Origin of the sequence: Rhodococcus sp. 14-2483-1-1, assembly GCF_002259335.1 — a bacterium.
GTDB lineage: Bacteria > Actinomycetota > Actinomycetes > Mycobacteriales > Mycobacteriaceae > Rhodococcoides.
The window spans coordinates 282468-300187 of sequence record NZ_NPFX01000005.1 but is presented as its reverse complement, the minus strand read 5'-3'; the positions used below and the strand labels follow the sequence as shown (position 1 = coordinate 300187).

Genomic DNA, 17720 nt, shown 5'->3' with positions numbered 1-17720 from the left:
TGGCACATCAACATGTTTCGCGACGTGACCGAAATTCGGCCGGCGCTGCACCTGGCGTGTCTATTCCCTCTACCGGTCGAGTCTCCTCTCTCGGCTGCGAGATTACTAGGGGTAAAACCAAATTCGCTCTTGCGCGCGGACTGCAGGCCCTTCCCTTTGCCGGTCCGAGGTGTGATGCTTGGCCGTGTCCACCACCTCGAACAGGAGAATCGTCATGGTCACCAAGGCACTGCTGGTCCGACTCGAAGCCAAGCCCGGCAAGGAAGATGCAGTCGAGGAGTTTCTCCGGTCGGCCCAACCGCTCGTCGAACAGGAGCCCGGCACCCGACCCTGGTTGGCGGTACGGTTCGGCCCATCGACGTTCGGCATCGTCGATGCTTTCCCGGACGACGCCGCCCGTGAAACGCATCTCAACGGACCGGTCGGCCAGGCTCTCGGCGAACGGGCGGACGAACTCTTCGCCTCGCCGCCCGAAATAAGCTACCTCGATGTACTCGCCGAGAAGCTCTGACTGGACTGCACACTTCGCTCACCTGCGAGCACGACTGTCGTCCTGAATTGTTGGCCCGCTTCGGTTGTCCGCCTGGGTGTGTGCCGACAACATGTCCACGCTGAGTGAGATCGGTTGTTCCTGTTGCATTCCGGTGATTCTGGGAGGTGCGTATCGTTCGTCGATCGGTTCGCGGACTCCGGCGCTGTGACGCGCCGATAGGGGTGGGCACGACCGGGTCTCGGCGCGAGTACCGTCGGCTCAGTCTCGGCGGCCGACCACAGGGTTCAGTTCGGAGGCCGCGAGGCCGCCGGGCTCGACACCGGGAAGGAATTCGCGCCACGTGCCGCTGATCAGCGTCGGCGACTCCACAACTCGGGCCCCGTCGGCGAAGTAGGTGGTGGCCAGCGCTCGGCGAGGCTGACTGGTCAGGTTGGGCCCCGCGGTGTGGAAGCACAGCGCGGAGTGGAACGACACGTCGCCCACTGCGAACGGCTCCGACTGCACCGCGACGTCACGCTCGACGAAGCGCTGCGCGACGGCCTCGTCGTACGACGTGCCGACCTTGTCGAACTCCAAGTCCGCAACCTCGTCCAGCACCTTTCGGCCGCGAGCGAACGACAGCGGACCCATTCGGCCGGGGATCGCCGACATCGGCATCCATGCAGTGACCGCTTGGGTGGTCTGCAGCGGAAAATGCTCCGCGTCGTGGTGCCACGGTGTGCGTCCGCAACCGGGTTCCTTGGACAGCGCGTTGTCGTGATAGATCCGAACGGCCGGTTCGTCGAGCAAAGCCGCGGCCACGCCCCCGATTCGGGGAGACAGCGCCACGGCGCGCATCAGGTCGTCATGGAGCCACATCTGTTCCAGCGCGGTGAATCGGCCTGCGACGTCGTCGCCGTGCTCGGCTCGCAGCAGCTCCTCGAGGCGCTCCGCGAGGCGACGTACGACGGCCGGCGAGAACACAGCGGGCAGTCGCACGAAGGCTTCTCGCGCGAAGGACTCGACGGCAGCAGGGTCGAGGTTGTACGGCTCGGCAAGCTCACGTTCGACCTGCGCGTCCGTCGCCGCCTCGACGTCCGGTAGACCGGGACCGTCGACCAGCTCGGTCGGCATCGTGTCGTTGGCGGCCAGCGTGACGTACCAGTCCCACCAGTCCTGATCGTCACCTGCCCAGTCCTGATCGATACCGCCGTCGCGATTCTGTTCTGGGAGAAGCTCATTGGTCATCGGGTTCAGAGCCACAACAGGGCCGCCTCGTGCGAGAAGGTGTAGGAACCGGACGCGTCGCGACAGGAGGCAAGGTAGTCACCCAACACCGGTGCCGCCTCCATCTCCTCCAGTGACACGGAGTCGTCGAAGGCGCAGCGCTGCAGAAAGCCCTCGGCGACAAGGCGATCGGATGTCGAGGTTGTGTAGGTGACGCGTTGGTCGCGCACGTCCGCACCGGCTCGTATCAGCGCGTCGCGCACCTGCTCGGCCGTTGTGTACGGCGTCGCTTCGCGGACGCCTGCGCGGAAGGCGTCGTAGAACGCGATGTAGTGGGACGCTTCGGTGGCTTGCGCGACGAGTCCGAGACCGCCGGGGGCCAGCGCAGCCACGAACCGCTCGGCGGCGGCGTCGAGCTCGGCCGGAGGAAGTGCGTAGAGGGCGTGGGTGGCCCATACGACGTCGTAGCCGGTGTGGTCGGCGGGCAGGTCCTGCAGCGTCATCACCAGGTCGTGTCGAGCCACGAACGGCGCACCGAGCGCCCCACGTGCCTCGGCGACAGAGAACGCAGACGGGTCGAGCAGGTCGCAGGCCACCTCGGGTACCGCGGACAGATCGGTGTATCGGCGCAATGCGGTCGGGAACTTTCCGCTGCCGCAGGCTACGTCGAGCAGCGACCAGCCGTCGTGTGCGTGGGCGGCGAGCAGTGCGGGCCAGTCGGCGGCCAGGGCCAGCTGGTGGTAGTCCTCGGTGGCCAGGGCATAGAACGCCTCCATACCCGTGCGACCGGCTTCGCTCCAATGCTCGAGACTGCGTTCGGCTGTATCTCCGCTGCTCATGCCACTCCTTCTGGAAGCCGACCGCAAGGCACCGGGTGGGTGCGTCATGATGGACTCACTGTGACGTCCAACATAGCTCCGAATCTGCCGACCGACATCGCGGCCGTCCTTCTGGACGGTGTGCGAGCGGCTCGGCGTGGTGCTCCGGCCTTGGCCGGCCTCGAGCCCGAGTCCTACGCACGCGAGCATGCCGCCTTCGAGCGCCTCTCCGACCAGCGCGGCCTGATCGCCGAGCACTTCGCCGACCGGCTGGCAGCGATCGGGGACGGACCGGTCTCGGTGCTGTCGGTGGGTTGCGGTGACGGCTCGCTGGACGCCCGGCTCGCCGCGGGACTGATACAGGGGGTACCCGGCCGACCGGTGCGGTACGTCGGCGTCGACCCCTGGGTCGGAAGCGCGGAGCGCTTCTCCGCCACAATGTCCGCGCTCGAGGCGGACGAGCTCAGCTCCGACGCGTACGTCGCGTCGTTCGGTGACTCCGCGGTGGCCGAAACCTTCGATGTCGTGATGTTCGTGCACTCGATGTATTACGTCCCCGACCTGGGCGCGACGCTGCGTGCCGCGCTCGGCTTGTTGCGACCCGGCGGCGAGCTCTGGGTGGCCATTGCGCCGACGGCTGCGCTCAACGCGTTGGTCGGCGTTCTCGCCCCGCCGCTGCAGGGCCACCGACAGTGGTTCAGCGCCGACGTCGAGAGTGCCTTCGTCGACGCCGGGATCTTTCTCGACGGCGTGGTCGCCCTGGACGCGAAGATCGACCTCTCTTCCGCGAGCGACGAGGTGCTCGACTTCTCCGTACAGGCCCGGCTGACGCCAGATCTGCGCGGGCCGGTGCGGGCTTACCTGGACGCGGTCTCGGTGCCCGGTTCCGATGGCAGGCCTCGGGTGCCGCATCCGGTCGACGTGTTCGCCGCGACGCGTCGGTGAGAGGGCCCGCCAGATCGACCAAAGCATGCCCGGCAACGCAGCCTGGTGGAATCGGCGGTCACGTCCACGGCAGGTGGGAACGGTTGTTCCAGTAGCGCTCCGGATTCTCCGCGCTGTTCGGGCCGGCCGCTACGATCAGCTCGCGGTCGACGGACAGTGCGGCAACGTTCTGCTCGAGTTGGGTAGCGGTGGCCGCGCCGGACAGCACCACATCGGCCCACGGTTGCGCGAGTGCAATCGCCAGCGCGAGTGCGTCGCGGCCGATGCCGGCCGAATCCGCGACCCGGCCGAGTGCTGAATCTTCGGCCACGAGTCGGCCATTGGCCATTGCTTCTTTGACGACGACGAACCAGCCGGCGTCGTGTGCGCGTGCCAGTGCGGGACCGGCAGACGGCTCGAGTGGGTTCCACGTCGACTGCACCGAGCTGAAGACCCCTGTCTCGAGCGCTGCGTGAACGACGTCGGCTTGGTGTGGCCCGCTCGTGCTGATGCCGATTCGGGTACCGCTGTCTGCCAGGGCCCGTAGGTCGTCGAGCAGTGCATCGTCGCTCAGGGCCGGGCTGTCCGGGGTGACGCTGTGGATCAAGTAATGGTCGGGCGCACCGCCGAGTTCGTGGAGGGTCTGCGGCCACTGCTCGGCCAAACGGGCAACCGAGTGTTCCTTCACCTCGTGAACCTCGGCTCCCTGCTGGAAATCGGCGACGTAGGCGTATCCCCACTTGGAGCCGATCACGAGGTCAGCTCGCCGATTCGGGTGTCGAGACAACCAGCTGCCGAGGAACCGTTCGGCCAAACCGTAGGATCGCGCGACGTCGAAGTGTCGAACTCCGCGGTCCCATGCGGCGTCCAGTACCGCGTGGCACAGCTGCTCGAGGGCGACCGGATCGAAACGTCCCTCTATCGAAGCCGAGTGCCCCACCGTCAGGTACTCGGGGCGTCCGAGTGCGGCAAGGCCGAGACCGAGTTGCGTCATGTCGTCAGTACTTTCGTTGTGTCCGAGCGGTGAACGTGCACAAGATCCACGGATTGTGGATACCAGCATGCATGTCGACCGGAGTCTCGATGCGGCTCGACACACATCGGGCAGCGCCCGCGATATCGAGACCACATGTTGCGAGCCAGAAGTTCTCGGCTGAGACTGGGACGTCGGGCAGCCAGGCACGTGGTCTCGAGAGGCCGAGCGTGCAGAACGACTACGTAGGAGAGAACTCGTGACCGGTTTCGCAGACAAGCCTTTGATCAAGGAGATTCGACTTGCACGCGTACGTGCCGGATTCAGTTGGGCCGGCTTGGCCGAGGCCATCGACATGCCGGTGGCATGGACGGTGTCGGCACTGTACGGCCAGCATCCGCTGAGCGTCGCTCAGGCCGATGTGCTCGCAGAGAAGTTGAACATGCCCGAAGGCTCGTTGTTCGAGCTGACCCTGGCCCCTTATCGCGGGTCGCTCGGCATCTCCTCGGACCCCACGGTCTACCGATTCCACGAGGCGCTGGAGGTGTACGGCCCGGCGCTCAAAGAACTGATCGCCGAGGAGTTCGGCGACGGCATCATGAGTGCCATCAACTTCACGATGAACATCGAACGACGCCCGCACGAGGACGGAGATCGTGTCGTGGTGACGTTCGACGGGAAGTTCCTCGACTATCGATGGACCGAGTAGACCTGGCGCACTGCGGAACTCGACCGTGTGTCGTCCGGCCCCGTCTTTGCTGATTCCTAGCTCGATCCGTTCCCGATCCCGTCGCTGCGTCGGAGAAGTTCCAACACCAGATCTGCTGCAGCGCGCATACCCTCTGCTGTCGGATGGAACGACCCGGCGAGAAGTCCGTTGGGTCGGAAGCCGTGAACCCAGGGTTGTGCGGTACCGATACCGTGGCCGGACTCGAAGGACGACGCGGACACGATCTCTGCCCCGGTCTTCGCTCCGGCGGCGAGGTAGATGTCGGACAACGTCGCCGAGACGGTGCGGGCGAACGCAATCTCCTCGGCGGTGAGAGGAACGGTGTCGCTGGGAACAGTGGTGTCGTCGACGATCGGGACGTAGTCGACCACCACAACCCGCGCATGTGGTGCACGCCGTCGTACCTCGTCGATGATCCTGACGACGGAGTCTGTGGTGTTTGCTACGAGACCGTCGGTGATGTCCTTCTTGGACAGCACCTTTCGGAACAACCATCCCGCCGGACGGCCGTACCAGCGGTGCGCTACCCGGTTCGCCGCAGCACACCCGAGCAGTGCGCCGAGATAGCCCAGATCGTTTCCACCGACGGTGATCGTCACGAGATCGGTGGAGGTTCGGACTGCGTCGATCTGTGGGGCGAACCGCGTCGTGGAGACTCGTTGCTTCTTCTCGAGGATCGTGGCCGTGGTGGCACCCGACACCGTTGCATCCGTGAGCGCGGCACCCAGGTCCTCGGCGATGAGGTGTCCGTAGTTTCTCCCGGACCGCATTGCCTTGTCGTCGATTACGGGCTCGATTCCGGGTCCGGCAGCGAACGAGCTGCCCAAGGCGACCATGTTGGAGTACATGCGTGTGCCCGGAGTGCGAGGGAATGTATCCACCACTCCACTGTGGCCGATGCCACGGCCTGCGTCCAGCCGCTTCGAGCACACCCTCTTGATCACCGAAGCTGATTCACCAACGGGGCAATGGATGTCACGCAGTGGGATCGACGAAGATGTCGAGAGAGATGGGTTCTTCCCCGCCGTACGGACCGAGATCGGTGATTCCGGATTCGGCAAGGACGTCGACGTCGATCAGAGTTCGACCGTTGATCTCTCCCTGTTTGCGATCGAGCACGGCGACCGCGGCGTCGGCCATGATCCGAGGGGATCGCGAATGTGCCACTCCGGCTTTGCCTCCGAGGAGGTTCTCCACTGCAGCCGTGGCGATCGTGCTCTGCGGCCACAGGCAGTTGCTCGAAATCGGAAGGTGTGCAAATTCTGCAGCGAACCCGAGTGTCGCGAGCGTCATGCCGTATTTCGCGAGCATGTAGCCCGGATGTTCGCCGAGCCACTTCTGTGACATGTTCAGCGGCGGCGACAGCGTGAGAACGTGCGGGTTCGGTGACTCGACGAGGTGAGGGAGGCACGCCTGGGTCAACGCGAACGTGCCACGGACGTTCACTTGCTGCATGAGATCGAACCGTTTGAGCGGAAGCTCCTGCGTAGGAGCGAGATTGAGCACGCTGGCGTTGTTGACGACGATATCGATTCCGCCGAATCGGTCCACTGCCGTCGAAGCGGCCTTGGCGATGTCCTCGTCCTTGCGCACGTCGCCGACCACGGCAACTGCGTTGCCGCCGGCGGCGATGATGTCGGCGACCGCAGTGTGGACGGTGCCGGGAAGGCGGGGATCGGGGGTGTCGGTCTTGGCGAGGAGTACGACGTTTCCGCCGCGTTCGGCGATGGCGATGGCGATTGCCAACCCGATCCCACGACTACCTCCCGACATCACTGCGGTTCGTCCTTCGAAGCTTCGTTCGGTCATCGGTGACTGCTTTCGTTCGAGTACTGGCGGGCTGTGAAGAGGAGCGGTCGTCTGCCGGCGACTGCGGAGAGTCCCGTGCGTGCCTTTGGATTGAACATCGATTTCACCACACAGTCAAGACTGACTGCTTTTGGCTCGATGGTCCAGACACGCTCGCGCACGGCAGTATTGCGACACGTTCGCGAGTGGTGCGTTTGCTGTGGGCGCACTCAGCGGCAACACTCGACGTATGCAATCACGCAGCCTCGTCACGCAGAACCGCATTCTGAATGCCGCAGTGCAGGCCCTGGTCGAGTTCGGCTATGCGGGCGCGTCGACGGTGAAGATTCAGGAACTGGCGGACGTGAGCCGAGGCCGCATGCTGCACCAGTATCCGTCGCGGGACGAGCTGTTGGTCGCGGCCGTTCAGCACCTGGCGTCGGCTCGTGTCGATGACGCCGGCGCGCAGGTCGATTGGCCCGCCGCACCCGGCGCACGGATCTGTGCGGTGGTGGATGCGATGTGGTCGACGTACCAGCAGGACTATTTCTGGGCGGCAACCGAACTGTGGATCGGCGCTCGGCACAACGACGACCTCCGCAGAGCGTTGGTCCCGGTGGAGCGAGCGTTGAACAAGCGGGTCCGCGCTGCGTCCGATGCGATGTTCGGAGTGCCAATCATCGACGCACCGGCGTACCCGGTGGTGCGTGAACTGCTCAACACCAGCATGCGAGGCGTTGCTCTGACGTACGCGTTCGACCGGCGGAGGCCGAGCAGCGAGCCGGATCTGACGTTGTGGAAGGACTTGGCGCTCGACCGGCTGCTCGGACCGGATTGTCGCTGATCGTGGGTGTGCTCGTGTTCCTCGACGATCGAGACCTCGCCGCGGAATCCTGAGCCCTGGGTCATTCGCCGACGCGACGTGTGCGCCGGGGAGGTCGCGTCGAGTAGGCGAGAAGGCGTTCACGGAGTGCCGGTTCGAGCTGCTCAGCGCTCGGGCTTGTCAGTTGCTCGGCAAGCCGCCGCCGGTATTCGGCCATGTGAAGCCCGAACTCCACGAAAACATCTGCCGCCGACGCGCCGCCGTACGGCTCCCATGCCACGGCGAATGTCAGTAGTGGGTCCACTGAGTCGAGGGTGGTCATCGTTCGCTCGTCCTTCGTTCGTTGTCATCCGATCTTCGGTTACATATTGACACGAAGGCGTTCCTAGTTGATGGTGAACTGAGAACGGTGCCGTTCCTGTTTGGTGCCGATGACGGAATGCGGAGGAAAAGTCATGGCCTCGAGCGCAGCACTGATGTCTCGGAAGTGGGTGACTGGCCGGGCGGTCGGCCGCCGGATCGAGGAACTCGACCCGGTTGTCGGCAATGAGGAAGCCACTCATCTGAGCCTCGAAGTGCGTTATGGGGACGCCGTTTTCGCTCACGCCGCATACACCGTGGCCTTTGCCCGTCAGGTGGCGATTCCGTCCATTGCGCGAATTCTGTACCGGACCGGAACCGGCGACATGATGCATGACGTACGCAGACGCAACGACGACACGTTGCTCTTCTTCGGAGAGATGCTCCATCACGGGCATTCGAGCGAATACGGCCGATCGGTCATCGACCGGATGGAGCAGATCCACTCGCGATTCGGCATCACCGACGACGACAAGCTGTACACACTGGGATCGCTGGCTTTCGAGCCGGATCGCATCGTCGAACACCTCGGGTTGAACGTCTTCACCGACAACGAGCGTGAAGCGCGCTTCCACTTCTGGCGCCAGGTCGGCGAATACATGGGACTCGACGTTCCGCCGACGCGGGAGGGGTTCTTGCGCTGGACCTTCGACTACGAGGCCGGCTACGAGCACACCGACGGGGCCCGCAAGATCGTCGATCAACTGTTCCTCGATTGGCAGGAGCGGTGGTTCCCCGGTCACACGAAGCGCTTCGCAGACGGCGTTCTGCTGTCGGTGTTCAGCGAGGACCTGCGTGCACTCCATCGGCTGCCCGACCCATCGGCCGGCTACCGGCGGGTGGTGCCGCCGGCAATCGGTGCCTACCTGGCATTTCAGGGCGTTCGCCCGCATCGGCCCCACCGATCCTGGTCCGATCACTTCGGAACGCGTCATCCCAAGCCTCTGGACATTCCGACGCTCGGCCACCGCAAGGCCGTCGCACGCAGCATCCGTCCGACAGAAGAAAACCGTTGAGCAGCAATGGTATCGGCTTGCCGCTGACGGTGTGTGAGGCGTTTCAGCGGACAAGGAAGATCGATCCCGATGCTGTGGCGTTCCGTACTCCGGGCGACGCTGTTGCGGTGACGTGGGCCGAGTACGACTCTCGGGCGCGGTCATTGGCCTCGGGGCTGCATGCTCTCGGTGTGCGCCGGGGCGATGTCGTTGCCCTGATGATGCGCAATCGTCCCGATTTTGCGCTCGTGGACACTGCCGCCATGCATGTGGGTGCTACGACACTGTCGGTCTACAACACTTCCTCGCCTGCGCAGCTGGCGTACGTGCTCGGGCACTCCGGTGCTCGAGTCATGTTGTGCGAGAGCGCAATGGTGTCCACGGTCGTGGCCAGCGGAGCCGAGCTCGATCACCTCGTGTCGATGGATGGCCCCGTCGAGGGCGCGGACCTGACCTTCGAGCAGCTGGAAGCGAAGCAGTCCGCTTCGTTCGATTTCGAGAGCAGTTGGAGAGCCTCGAGACCGGATGACACGCTCACGCTCGTCTACACCTCGGGCACCACCGGCGATCCCAAGGCCGTCGAGATCTCGCACGCGAACGTCCTTGCTGCGGCCTTCGGCCTGAATGCGGTGATCCCCATCGAATTCGGCGATCGAATCACCTCGTTCATGCCCGCAGCGCACATCGCGGACCGGGTCTCGAGTCTGTACTGGATGGCAATTCTCGGAATGCAGGTCACCTACGTCGAGGACGCCAAGGCGATTCTGCCTGCGTTGATCGACACGCGGCCCACGGTGTGGTTCGCGGTTCCCCGGGTGTGGGAGAAATTTCGTGCGGCCCTCGAAGCGAAGGTCGATGCGATATCGGACGACAGCGTTCGGGAAACAACGCGTCGTGCAATCGAATTGGGGCGTCTGCGCTCGCGTGCTCAGCTCGGCGGCCCCCAGTTGTCCGCCGAGGACGCCGCCGAGTGGCGGACGTTGGACGCTCGGGTGTTGTCGCAGCTGCGCGCCGCCATCGGCCTGGATCAGGCGCGTGCGTCGATTTGTGGCTCGGCACCCATTTCACCCGCGACGCTCGAGTTCTTCCTTGCCATCGGGATCACCGTCGTCGAGGTGTGGGGCATGACGGAGACCACCGGAATCGGAACGATGAACCCGCCGGATGCTATTCGGCTCGGTTCGGTCGGAAGGGTGTTCCCCGGAAACGAGATCTCGGTGGCCGAGGACGGAGAGCTGCTCGTTCGAGGGCCGGTCTGTTTCGGTCGTTACCGGCATGCGCCGGAACTCACCGTGGCGGCCATCGACGGTGACGGATGGGTGCGCACCGGGGACATCGCGACCATCGATTCGGACGGGTACGTGCGCATCGTCGATCGCAAGAAAGAAATTCTGATCAACGCTGCCGGTAAGAACATGTCGCCGGCGAACATCGAGAACGCGGTGAAGGCCGCGTGTCCGCTGATCGCCACCGTCGCCGTCATCGGCGATGCGAGACCGTTCAACGTGGCTCTGGTGACGTTGGACCCGGACGCAGCCGCGGCACTTGCCGCCAGGCTGGGAATCGGCGATATACCGAGCGAAGCTCTGGCACAGGACGAACGGATCGAGGCGGTGGTGGCAGAAGGGATCGCAGCGGCCAATGACACTCTCTCGCGAGTGGAGCAGATCAAACGTCACCGCATACTGGATTCGGTCTGGGAGGCGGGCGGTGACGAGCTCACTCCGACACTGAAGCTGCGGCGCAAGCCGATCTCCGAAAAGTACGCAGTCGAGATCGACGAGCTGTACTCCTCGGGCACCGTGCACACCCTGGACAGTCTGGGCGGGCGCTGACAGCCGGCTTCCGAACAGGGTCAGGTCAGCAGGATCGTGCCGTGGGATCGTACGAGGGTCTTACCGTCCGCGGTGCGCAGCTCCGAATCGAGTAGGCAGAATCGGCGACCCCGTCGCACCAGGGTGGTCTCGATGATCAACTCGCCCATGGACAGCGCGGGGGAGCGGATGAGATCGACGCCGATGTCGGCGAGATAGAAGCCCTGTCCTCGTTCGGCAAGTGGCCGGGCGGCCACTTCGGTGGCAGTAGCCATGAGGCCGACGAGAACACCGCCCTGTACCGAACCGAAGGGATTGAGCATCCAGGACTTCGGCTCGACGCTCGCCGTGGTTGTCTCTGCCGACCTGTCGACGACCGTCAGGCCGTAGACATCGGCCGGGCCGCCGCTGTCGGTGGTCGATGTCGGACCGAGAGGTAGATCGGCGGGGGACAGGGCCGGTATGCCGTCGATCATCGACCGCTCCACTTTCGCGGCGCGGGCGGTCGCGGTTGCCAGCACCACCCCGTCGCCGGTCCGAACTTCTGCGCGGCCGAGCGCTGTGCCCGTCGTGTCGTCCACGTGGACTGGCCAACCGTCGGCGACCAGTTCCGCGGAGTGGGACGTCGCGCCGGTCAGCGCGATCGACATGCTGGCGACCACGGCAATCGGTTGCGTCTCGCTTGCGCAATACCCTGCGGACCCGACTGTGCAATCCAAGAGCACACCGAACATCGGGAGTCCGAATCGGCCCACGTCGTCGGCGAGGGAAGGAATCGTGTTCTGCGCGAACGACACCGAATCGTGGTCCGATCGCACGTAGCGCACGCCCATGGCGGCGGCCGCCGCATCGCGACTCAGTAGCGCCGATGTTGCCGAATCTTGCATCAGGAGTTGTCCCCTCGTAGACGTTCTCCTGGGACTGTAGCTCAAATTTACGTACCGTTATATTTCCTGCCCACCACTCGTTCTCGCCGGGGTGCGACCGGTCGAGTGTTGTCAGGGGCGGTCGCCTCGGCTAAGTTCCATGTGACCCAGGACATAGCCGCGCAAACATCAGGGCACAAGAATTGAATACAGATTCGATTCTCTGAGAATTTCGGCGGTGTCCCACCTCTCCGAACCTCGAAGGAGCTCATGCTGTGGCAACTCCAACCACCTCGACGAGCGTCAGTCCGATCGATCGATCACCTGCCGTTACTGCGGGCAACGGGATCGACTACACAATTCTCCGCGTATGCGTGTACTCCGGAGCCGCCTACGTCGTGCTCGGCCTGCTGGGATTCGCGGTGTTCGCCGGATTCTGGCCGCCGCCTGCGGAGAGTCTGTCGGCGCGGGAGATCGGAGACTTCTTCCGCGAGAACAGCGTCGACATCCGCATCGGCATGGTGTTGATGGCGATGTGCGGGCCGTTCTACTTCGTCTGGAGCGCAGTGCTTTCCAAGATCGTGAGCCGCATCGAGGGTTCGATGGGCGTGCTGTCGAGCGTCGAACTGCTGGGCGGCCTGCTGACCGGGCTCGTCACGTTCACCCCCGCAGTCATCTGGGCGACGGCCGCATTTCGCGTCGACGCTCGGTCGGACGAGACGATTCAACTCTTCTACGACTACGGCTGGCTGTTCTTCGACCTGACCTTCGTCTGCTCGTCGTTGCAGAGTGTCGCGTTGGGAGTGGCAATTCTGCGGGACCGACGCTCGACGCCTCTGTTCCCCAGCTGGGTCGCGTGGGTGTGCTTCCTCACCGCAGTGACCTACGTGCCGTTGGTCGGGGTCCCGTTCTTCCGGTCGGGTCCCTTCGCATGGCATGGCCTGATCAACTTCTGGGCCGTGTTCGTCATGTTCTTCATCATGATCTTCGTCGTGAGTCCGTACGCGTACAGGGCATTGCGCGTTCTGCAGGCGGAAGATTCACGAGTGTGATCGACGTCGGACATGCTCGTGCGAAATCCGGGCGGTTGCCCGGTATCGAGGGCGTGTGGGTGCTCATCTGTGGTGACCTGGCCATCTTCACGCTCCTGTTCGGATCGTTCATGCATGCACGGTCGACAGCGGTTCCGGAGTTCGAGTCCGGACGGCAATTCCTCTCTCCCGACTGGGGTGGGCTCAATACCCTCGTTCTGCTGACGAGTTCGTGGTTCGTCGTCCAGGCGCTCCTTGCCCTGCGGGCGGGAAGGGTCGGGGAGGGGCGGCGCTGGATCGGTGCAGGGGCCGCACTCGGCGCCGTGTTCGCAGTCTCGAAAGCCTTCGAGTACGCCCGGGAGATGCGGCACGGAGTCACCCCTGCGTCGAGCGAGTTCTCGATGTACTACTACTCGCTGACCGGAATCCACCTGGTGCACGTCCTCTGTGGCACCGTGGGTTTGACGGTCTTCGCGCTCGTCCACACACGCGCTGCACGCGCGGGTGCTTCCGCAGGATTCGAGAGCATGGCGATCTACTGGCACATGGTGGATCTGCTGTGGATCTTTCTGTTCCCGATGCTCTACCTTCTGAAGTGAAAGCGCTACGTCCGGTTTCCTCGGTCACCGGCGTGTGGCTGCTGTTGATGACCGCCACCGTCCTCACCACGTGGGTACTCTCCGACTTAGCTGTCGGCGGGGAGGTCGCCACAGTGGTCGTCCTGCTCATCGCGGGCTCGAAGGTCCGGCTCGTGATGCGGTACTTCATGGAATTACGCGATGCCGGTCGGATTCCACGGGTGATACTCGACGTCTGGGTCCTCGGGGTGACACTGATGATCGTCGGCTTCTACGTGCTCGCCCCGATGGGCTGAGGGACCATTGACTCCTCGCTGCGGCCTACGTTACGTTTCTAATCCACAATCGAATCCGGCCTCCATGTGCGGAAAGACCATCGGAGACAAATCGAATGAACCCACGTGTGCTCACGGTGTGCGCTTTCGGCGGCCCGGCTGCGGTGATCGTCACTCTTGTCGGTTGGTCGATCGCGGGGGTGCTGCCGCTGCCGATCGGCCCGGGCGCTCCACAGGCCGAGGTCATGAGCTTCTACCTCGACAACAGTGTCAGAACCGGTACGGGCTTCGTCATCGCCTCGCTGGGAATCGTGCTCTATGCGCCGCTGGTCGCACTGACGACCATGCACATGCTGCGCATCGAGGGTAGAAGGCCGGTCCTGGCCTTCACTCAGTTGGCCACCGGCACAGCGACATTGCTCATCAACGGACTGCCCATGCTGCTGTGGGCACTGGCGACGTTCCGGGCCGACCGGAGCGCCGATACCGTGTTGCTTCTGCACGACATGGGATGGCTCATCCTCTTCCCGGGCATCATGTTGTTCTGCCTGCAGAACATCTCGATCGGACTGGCGGTCGTCACCAGTGACGGCTCGGTCTTCCCGCGGTGGCTCGGATATCTGAACTTCTTCGTCGCGCTGTCGTTCGTTCCCGATCCGCTCGCCTTCTTCTTCCACTCGGGCCCCCTCGCATGGAACGGCGTCTTCGTGTTCTGGCTCGCACTGACGACCTACTGCATCTTCTTGTGTGCGATGACGTGGGCATGCCTGCGGGCCAACGCCACACTCGGCAGCGCGCTGGACCGCCCACGCCGTCGGGACGAGACCGTACTGTCCTCCTCATGAGGGCTCCGAGATCGTCATGAGCGAGCGTATGCCCGAATTCCTCTGGGACGATGAAGAATCCGACAGCAGATCGGTAGTGGCCGAGCGAGGTGTGCCGCGCCCGCAGACACCGGGACTGCCCGCGGAAACGGGCCTGTGGCTGTTCGTACTCGGGGACATGACGGTCTTCGGATGGTTCTTCCTCGTGTTCATGTGGGAGCGCCGCCGCGACGAGGGTCTGTTCGTGAGGTCATCGGCTGCCCTGTACCAACCGATCGGCGTGGTCAACACCCTTGTCCTTCTGGTCAGTTCGCTGCTGGTGGTACTCGCGCTGCATGCACATCGGGTCGGTCGTCGGCCATCGGCAATTCGGTACCTCGGTGGTGCAGGTCTGTGTGCCGTCACCTTCGCCGGACTGAAGGCAGTCGAGTACACGCTCGAGATTCGGGCCGGCCATACGCCGACCGAGAACACGTTCTTTCTCTTCTACTTCGCGCTGACCGGTATTCACCTGGTTCATGTGCTGGTCGGTGCGTTGCTTCTCGGGGGATGGTGGCGAGTCGCGCGACGCGACAACTCGTGGAGCCGTGACCGTCTCTTCGTCGAATCGGCTGCAGTCTACTGGCACATGGTCGATCTGCTGTGGATCGTCATCTTCACTCTCGTCTACTTGGTGGGTGCCGAATGAACGTCGAGACCACGACCTTCCCGCAGCGGGCGGTGATCGTATGGGTGCTGTTGGTGGCGTTGACGATCTCGACGTTCTGGCTCGGCACACACCAACCGTTCGGCAGCACCGACACACGGGTTGGGTCGGCGCTGGTGATCGCGCTGGCCTTCGCCAAGGTGTATTTCATCGTCGCCGATTTCATGGAGGTGCGGCACGCCCCCCGCGCGCTGAAGATTGCCTTCGGCATCTGGTTCACCGCGATCGGTGGTGCCATCGTGGTGCTGAACCTCGTCTGAGCAGGATTCCTCGTCAGGACTCGATCCAGTCGACCACCTCGTCGATGTCGGCCCGGCTGGTTCGGAAGCTGTTCGTCGGGTCGTCCGTGTCGGCGTATCCGAACGAGATTCCGCAGACGATCGTACGGTCGGTTGCGAGGCCGAGTTCGGCGCGAATCACGCTCGGGTACATGGCCAGCGCGGCCTGTGCGATGCTACCGACCCCGTGGGCCGTCGCCGCAAGCAGGAAGCTGCTGACGTATCCGCCGCAGTCGACGGCTCCGTAGGAACCGAGCGCCTCGTCGGAATGCACGATCGCTACGTGCGGGGCGTCGAAGAACGAGAAGTTGCGAAGCGACTGCTCCATCTGTCGCTGGTGGTCACCGCGTTCGATGCCGAGCGCGTTGTAGAGCTGCAGACCGCTCTCGCGACGACGCGTCCGGTGCACATCCCGGTACTCACGGGGAAAGGGGATGTCCGGTGAATCCGTGCGGCCCTCCGTTGCGGCCGCGGTCAGGGCGCTCCGGAGCCTGTCCGTTCCCGCACCGCTGGTGATCGAGAGCTGCCACGCCTGGCTGTTGCACCAGGACGCCGTCCGCTGAGCGGTGTCCAGAATCGACCGAATCGTGTGGCGTGGTACGGGTTCGGGCATGAACGAGCGGCAACTCGTGCGCACCGCCATCAGATGATTCAGGGTGTCGACGGCGCCGTGTGGCAGCTCGGACGAGCGGCGGGTATCGAGCACGGATCGGATGTCGTTCGTCATGAGATTCCTTCGATGATGGTGGTGCCGAGTTTGTCGCGTCCCGCGACCAGACGTACCGCGTCGGCGGCGTCGTCGAGCGTGAAGCGTCCGGTGATGGGCGGGGTGATCCGGCCGGAGGCGAGCAGTTCTTCCAGTGCGTCGCGGTTCTGGGCGGCCTGAACGGGTTCGCGGTTCTCGAAGTCGGCGATCTCGTATCCGATGATGGACGAGCCCTTGAGCAGAACCAAATTCATCGGTACCCGGGCCGGCCCGCCGGCGGCAAATCCCACGATCACGAACCGACCGCCGTAACCGGTTGCCCGAAGCGCAGGTTCGGTGACGTCTCCTCCGACCATGTCCAGTACTACGTCCGCGCCCTGTGGGCACACGGCCTTGAGGGCATCCTTGAACCCGGGTTCGGTAGATGACACCACTTCGTCGGCCCCGATGTCACGGCAGAACTCCAGCTTGTCCGCTGTGGACGCGCAGGCAATCACTCTGGCACCGAGTGCTTTTCCGATGAGGATGGCAGCGCTGCCCACACCACCCGAGGCTCCCAGGACCACCAGGTCCTCGCCTTCCCGCAGCGAGCCCTTCGAGACGATCGCGTCGTATGCCGTCCGGTAAGGCACACCGGCCAAGCAGGCGAGGTCGAAGGGGAGGGCATCGGGGGTCGGGCGGAGCTTGTCCTCGGATATCGCAATGCGCTCGGCGAAGCCTCCGACGAATGCCAGTCCGTGTACGCGATCGCCCACCGAGAATCGCGTGCACGCATCTCCTACCTCGACGACGACGCCGGCAACGTTGTTCCCCGGAACGAACGGACGAGGCACGGGAATCTGATAGATCCCCCGCATGACGAGGGTATCGACGAAGTCGACCGAGGCCGCGCGTATGTCGAGCAGTACCTGGCGCGGCCCGGGGAGCGGGTCGGCGACCTCCTGCACGCGCAACTCGTTCAGGTCTGCGTCGTCACAGAGCAGGGCCTTCATGGCGAGTCCTTCCGGAAATGTCGACCGGGTGTCACGAATTCCGTGACAATAATCGAATCTAGGATAGATTATTTGCAACTACAGAGGAGAGATCATGACGCCCCATCCTACCGACCCGGAGTTCACTCAGGCGTTTTCGAAGGCGTGGACCGACGACCCCGATGCCTTGGTGGAGTTCTTTGCACCCGAAGCCTACTACCGCGACATGGCGTTCGAGCCGAAGTATGTTGGACGTGAGGCAATCTCGAAATTTCATCGGTACATGTTGAAGTTCGCACCCGACTCGTTCATCGAGTTCGAGGACATTCGGGCCGCAGATGGCCGCTTCTACGGAAAGTGGCGGTGGTCCGGTACCTACGGCGGCCCCCTCCGGTTACGCAACGGGAAGGTGATCGATGCGTCGGGCAAGCAGTTCACGGTGTTCGGGGTGGCGATTTGCGAGTACGGCGACGACGGAAGACTGACGAGCCACGAGGACTATTGGGACCTGGTAACCGTCCTCGACCAGGTCGGCGTCACGATCGCCTGACCGAGAGTTAC

Annotated in this window: 22 protein-coding genes; 13 read left to right on the top strand and 9 right to left on the bottom strand. The window is 64.0% G+C overall.

Translation table 11 applies throughout. The features are described 5' to 3' along the window. Positions 1-214: 214 nt before the first annotated feature. A complete protein-coding gene (locus tag CH294_RS04965) occupies positions 215-511 on the top strand; it encodes an antibiotic biosynthesis monooxygenase (RefSeq protein WP_032376247.1) in 297 nt (98 codons plus the stop codon). Positions 512-751: 240 nt separating this feature from the next. Here CH294_RS04965 and CH294_RS04960 read toward each other — a convergent pair whose 3' ends face one another. Beyond that, on the bottom strand, positions 752-1720 hold the full coding sequence (locus CH294_RS04960; protein WP_094737201.1) for a phytanoyl-CoA dioxygenase family protein: 969 nt from the start codon (positions 1718-1720) through the stop codon (positions 752-754). Between the two features lie 5 nt (positions 1721-1725). Next, positions 1726-2538: a class I SAM-dependent methyltransferase gene (locus CH294_RS27190; RefSeq protein WP_170944588.1), complete on the bottom strand. Its 813-nt coding sequence runs from the start codon at positions 2536-2538 to the stop codon at positions 1726-1728. Positions 2539-2598: 60 nt separating this feature from the next. Here CH294_RS27190 and CH294_RS27185 point away from each other — a divergent pair, with 60 nt between their 5' ends. Beyond that, positions 2599-3462 (top strand): methyltransferase domain-containing protein, encoded by an 864-nt coding sequence (locus CH294_RS27185; RefSeq protein WP_170944587.1) that lies wholly within the window; start codon positions 2599-2601, stop codon positions 3460-3462. A 58-nt stretch (positions 3463-3520) separates the two neighbouring features. Here CH294_RS27185 and CH294_RS04950 read toward each other — a convergent pair whose 3' ends face one another. After that, positions 3521-4435, bottom strand: coding sequence for an aldo/keto reductase (locus CH294_RS04950; protein ID WP_094737160.1), 915 nt, complete (start codon positions 4433-4435; stop codon positions 3521-3523). Positions 4436-4673: 238 nt separating this feature from the next. On the opposite strand from CH294_RS04950, the gene cynS reads away from it, so the two are divergent. Then, complete coding sequence (gene cynS / locus CH294_RS04945; protein WP_094737159.1) at positions 4674-5123, top strand: cyanase; 450 nt, start codon at positions 4674-4676, stop codon at positions 5121-5123. 56 nt (positions 5124-5179) lie between these two features. Here the strand turns inward: cynS and CH294_RS04940 are convergent, their stop codons facing one another. Together CH294_RS04940 and CH294_RS04935 are read right to left on the bottom strand one after the other, a co-directional pair. Next, complete coding sequence (locus tag CH294_RS04940) at positions 5180-6025, bottom strand: SGNH/GDSL hydrolase family protein (protein WP_249305058.1); 846 nt, start codon at positions 6023-6025, stop codon at positions 5180-5182. A gap of 94 nt (positions 6026-6119) precedes the next feature. Further along, positions 6120-6953 (bottom strand): NAD(P)-dependent oxidoreductase, encoded by an 834-nt coding sequence (locus tag CH294_RS04935; protein WP_094737158.1) that lies wholly within the window; start codon positions 6951-6953, stop codon positions 6120-6122. Positions 6954-7182: 229 nt separating this feature from the next. Here CH294_RS04935 and CH294_RS04930 point away from each other — a divergent pair, with 229 nt between their 5' ends. After that, entirely contained in the window at positions 7183-7776 is a 594-nt protein-coding gene (locus CH294_RS04930) for a TetR/AcrR family transcriptional regulator (protein ID WP_094737157.1), read from the top strand. Positions 7777-7837: 61 nt separating this feature from the next. Here CH294_RS04930 and CH294_RS04925 read toward each other — a convergent pair whose 3' ends face one another. After that, positions 7838-8077 carry a DUF3263 domain-containing protein gene (locus CH294_RS04925; protein WP_094737156.1) on the bottom strand — a complete coding sequence of 80 codons (240 nt, stop codon included), beginning with the start codon at positions 8075-8077 and terminating at the stop codon, positions 7838-7840. A 133-nt stretch (positions 8078-8210) separates the two neighbouring features. Between CH294_RS04925 and CH294_RS04920 the strand changes: the two genes are divergently transcribed. Both CH294_RS04920 and CH294_RS04915 read left to right on the top strand, forming a co-directional pair. Further along, positions 8211-9131: an oxygenase MpaB family protein gene (locus tag CH294_RS04920; RefSeq protein ID WP_170944586.1), complete on the top strand. Its 921-nt coding sequence runs from the start codon at positions 8211-8213 to the stop codon at positions 9129-9131. Then, positions 9128-10945: a long-chain fatty acid--CoA ligase gene (locus tag CH294_RS04915; RefSeq protein ID WP_249305057.1), complete on the top strand. Its 1818-nt coding sequence runs from the start codon at positions 9128-9130 to the stop codon at positions 10943-10945. The genes CH294_RS04920 and CH294_RS04915 overlap by 4 nt, the downstream gene beginning before the upstream one ends. A 20-nt stretch (positions 10946-10965) precedes the next feature. Here the strand turns inward: CH294_RS04915 and CH294_RS04910 are convergent, their stop codons facing one another. Further along, positions 10966-11811 (bottom strand): hotdog domain-containing protein, encoded by an 846-nt coding sequence (locus CH294_RS04910; RefSeq protein WP_094737154.1) that lies wholly within the window; start codon positions 11809-11811, stop codon positions 10966-10968. Positions 11812-12065: 254 nt separating this feature from the next. Between CH294_RS04910 and CH294_RS27375 the strand changes: the two genes are divergently transcribed. The 6 genes from CH294_RS27375 to CH294_RS04885 all read left to right on the top strand — a co-directional run bounded on the left by CH294_RS27375 (position 12066) and on the right by CH294_RS04885 (position 15464). Continuing rightward, positions 12066-12842: a hypothetical protein gene (locus tag CH294_RS27375; protein WP_170944585.1), complete on the top strand. Its 777-nt coding sequence runs from the start codon at positions 12066-12068 to the stop codon at positions 12840-12842. Continuing rightward, the gene (locus tag CH294_RS27370; RefSeq protein WP_170944584.1) at positions 12839-13420 is read left to right on the top strand and encodes a cytochrome c oxidase subunit 3; all 582 of its coding nucleotides are present in this window, start codon (positions 12839-12841) and stop codon (positions 13418-13420) included. The genes CH294_RS27375 and CH294_RS27370 overlap by 4 nt, the downstream gene beginning before the upstream one ends. Beyond that, the gene (locus CH294_RS04900; RefSeq protein ID WP_249305055.1) at positions 13417-13695 is read left to right on the top strand and encodes a cytochrome C oxidase subunit IV family protein; all 279 of its coding nucleotides are present in this window, start codon (positions 13417-13419) and stop codon (positions 13693-13695) included. Before CH294_RS27370 ends, CH294_RS04900 begins: the two co-directional genes overlap by 4 nt. Positions 13696-13790: 95 nt before the next feature. Then, positions 13791-14519 (top strand): hypothetical protein, encoded by a 729-nt coding sequence (locus CH294_RS04895; RefSeq protein ID WP_249305054.1) that lies wholly within the window; start codon positions 13791-13793, stop codon positions 14517-14519. Between the two features lie 16 nt (positions 14520-14535). After that, on the top strand, positions 14536-15186 hold the full coding sequence (locus CH294_RS04890; RefSeq protein WP_094737152.1) for a cytochrome c oxidase subunit 3: 651 nt from the start codon (positions 14536-14538) through the stop codon (positions 15184-15186). Further along, complete coding sequence (locus CH294_RS04885) at positions 15183-15464, top strand: cytochrome C oxidase subunit IV family protein (RefSeq protein ID WP_094737151.1); 282 nt, start codon at positions 15183-15185, stop codon at positions 15462-15464. Before CH294_RS04890 ends, CH294_RS04885 begins: the two co-directional genes overlap by 4 nt. 13 nt (positions 15465-15477) lie before the next feature. Here the strand turns inward: CH294_RS04885 and CH294_RS04880 are convergent, their stop codons facing one another. Then, a complete protein-coding gene (locus CH294_RS04880; protein WP_170944583.1) occupies positions 15478-16209 on the bottom strand; it encodes a nitroreductase in 732 nt (243 codons plus the stop codon). Then, positions 16206-17180, bottom strand: a complete 975-nt coding sequence (locus CH294_RS04875) for an NADPH:quinone oxidoreductase family protein (RefSeq protein ID WP_094737150.1) — start codon at positions 17178-17180, stop codon at positions 16206-16208. The genes CH294_RS04880 and CH294_RS04875 overlap by 4 nt, the downstream gene beginning before the upstream one ends. Before the next feature lie 94 nt (positions 17181-17274). Between CH294_RS04875 and CH294_RS04870 the strand changes: the two genes are divergently transcribed. After that, entirely contained in the window at positions 17275-17709 is a 435-nt protein-coding gene (locus CH294_RS04870; RefSeq protein WP_094737149.1) for a nuclear transport factor 2 family protein, read from the top strand. Positions 17710-17720: the final 11 nt, after the last annotated feature.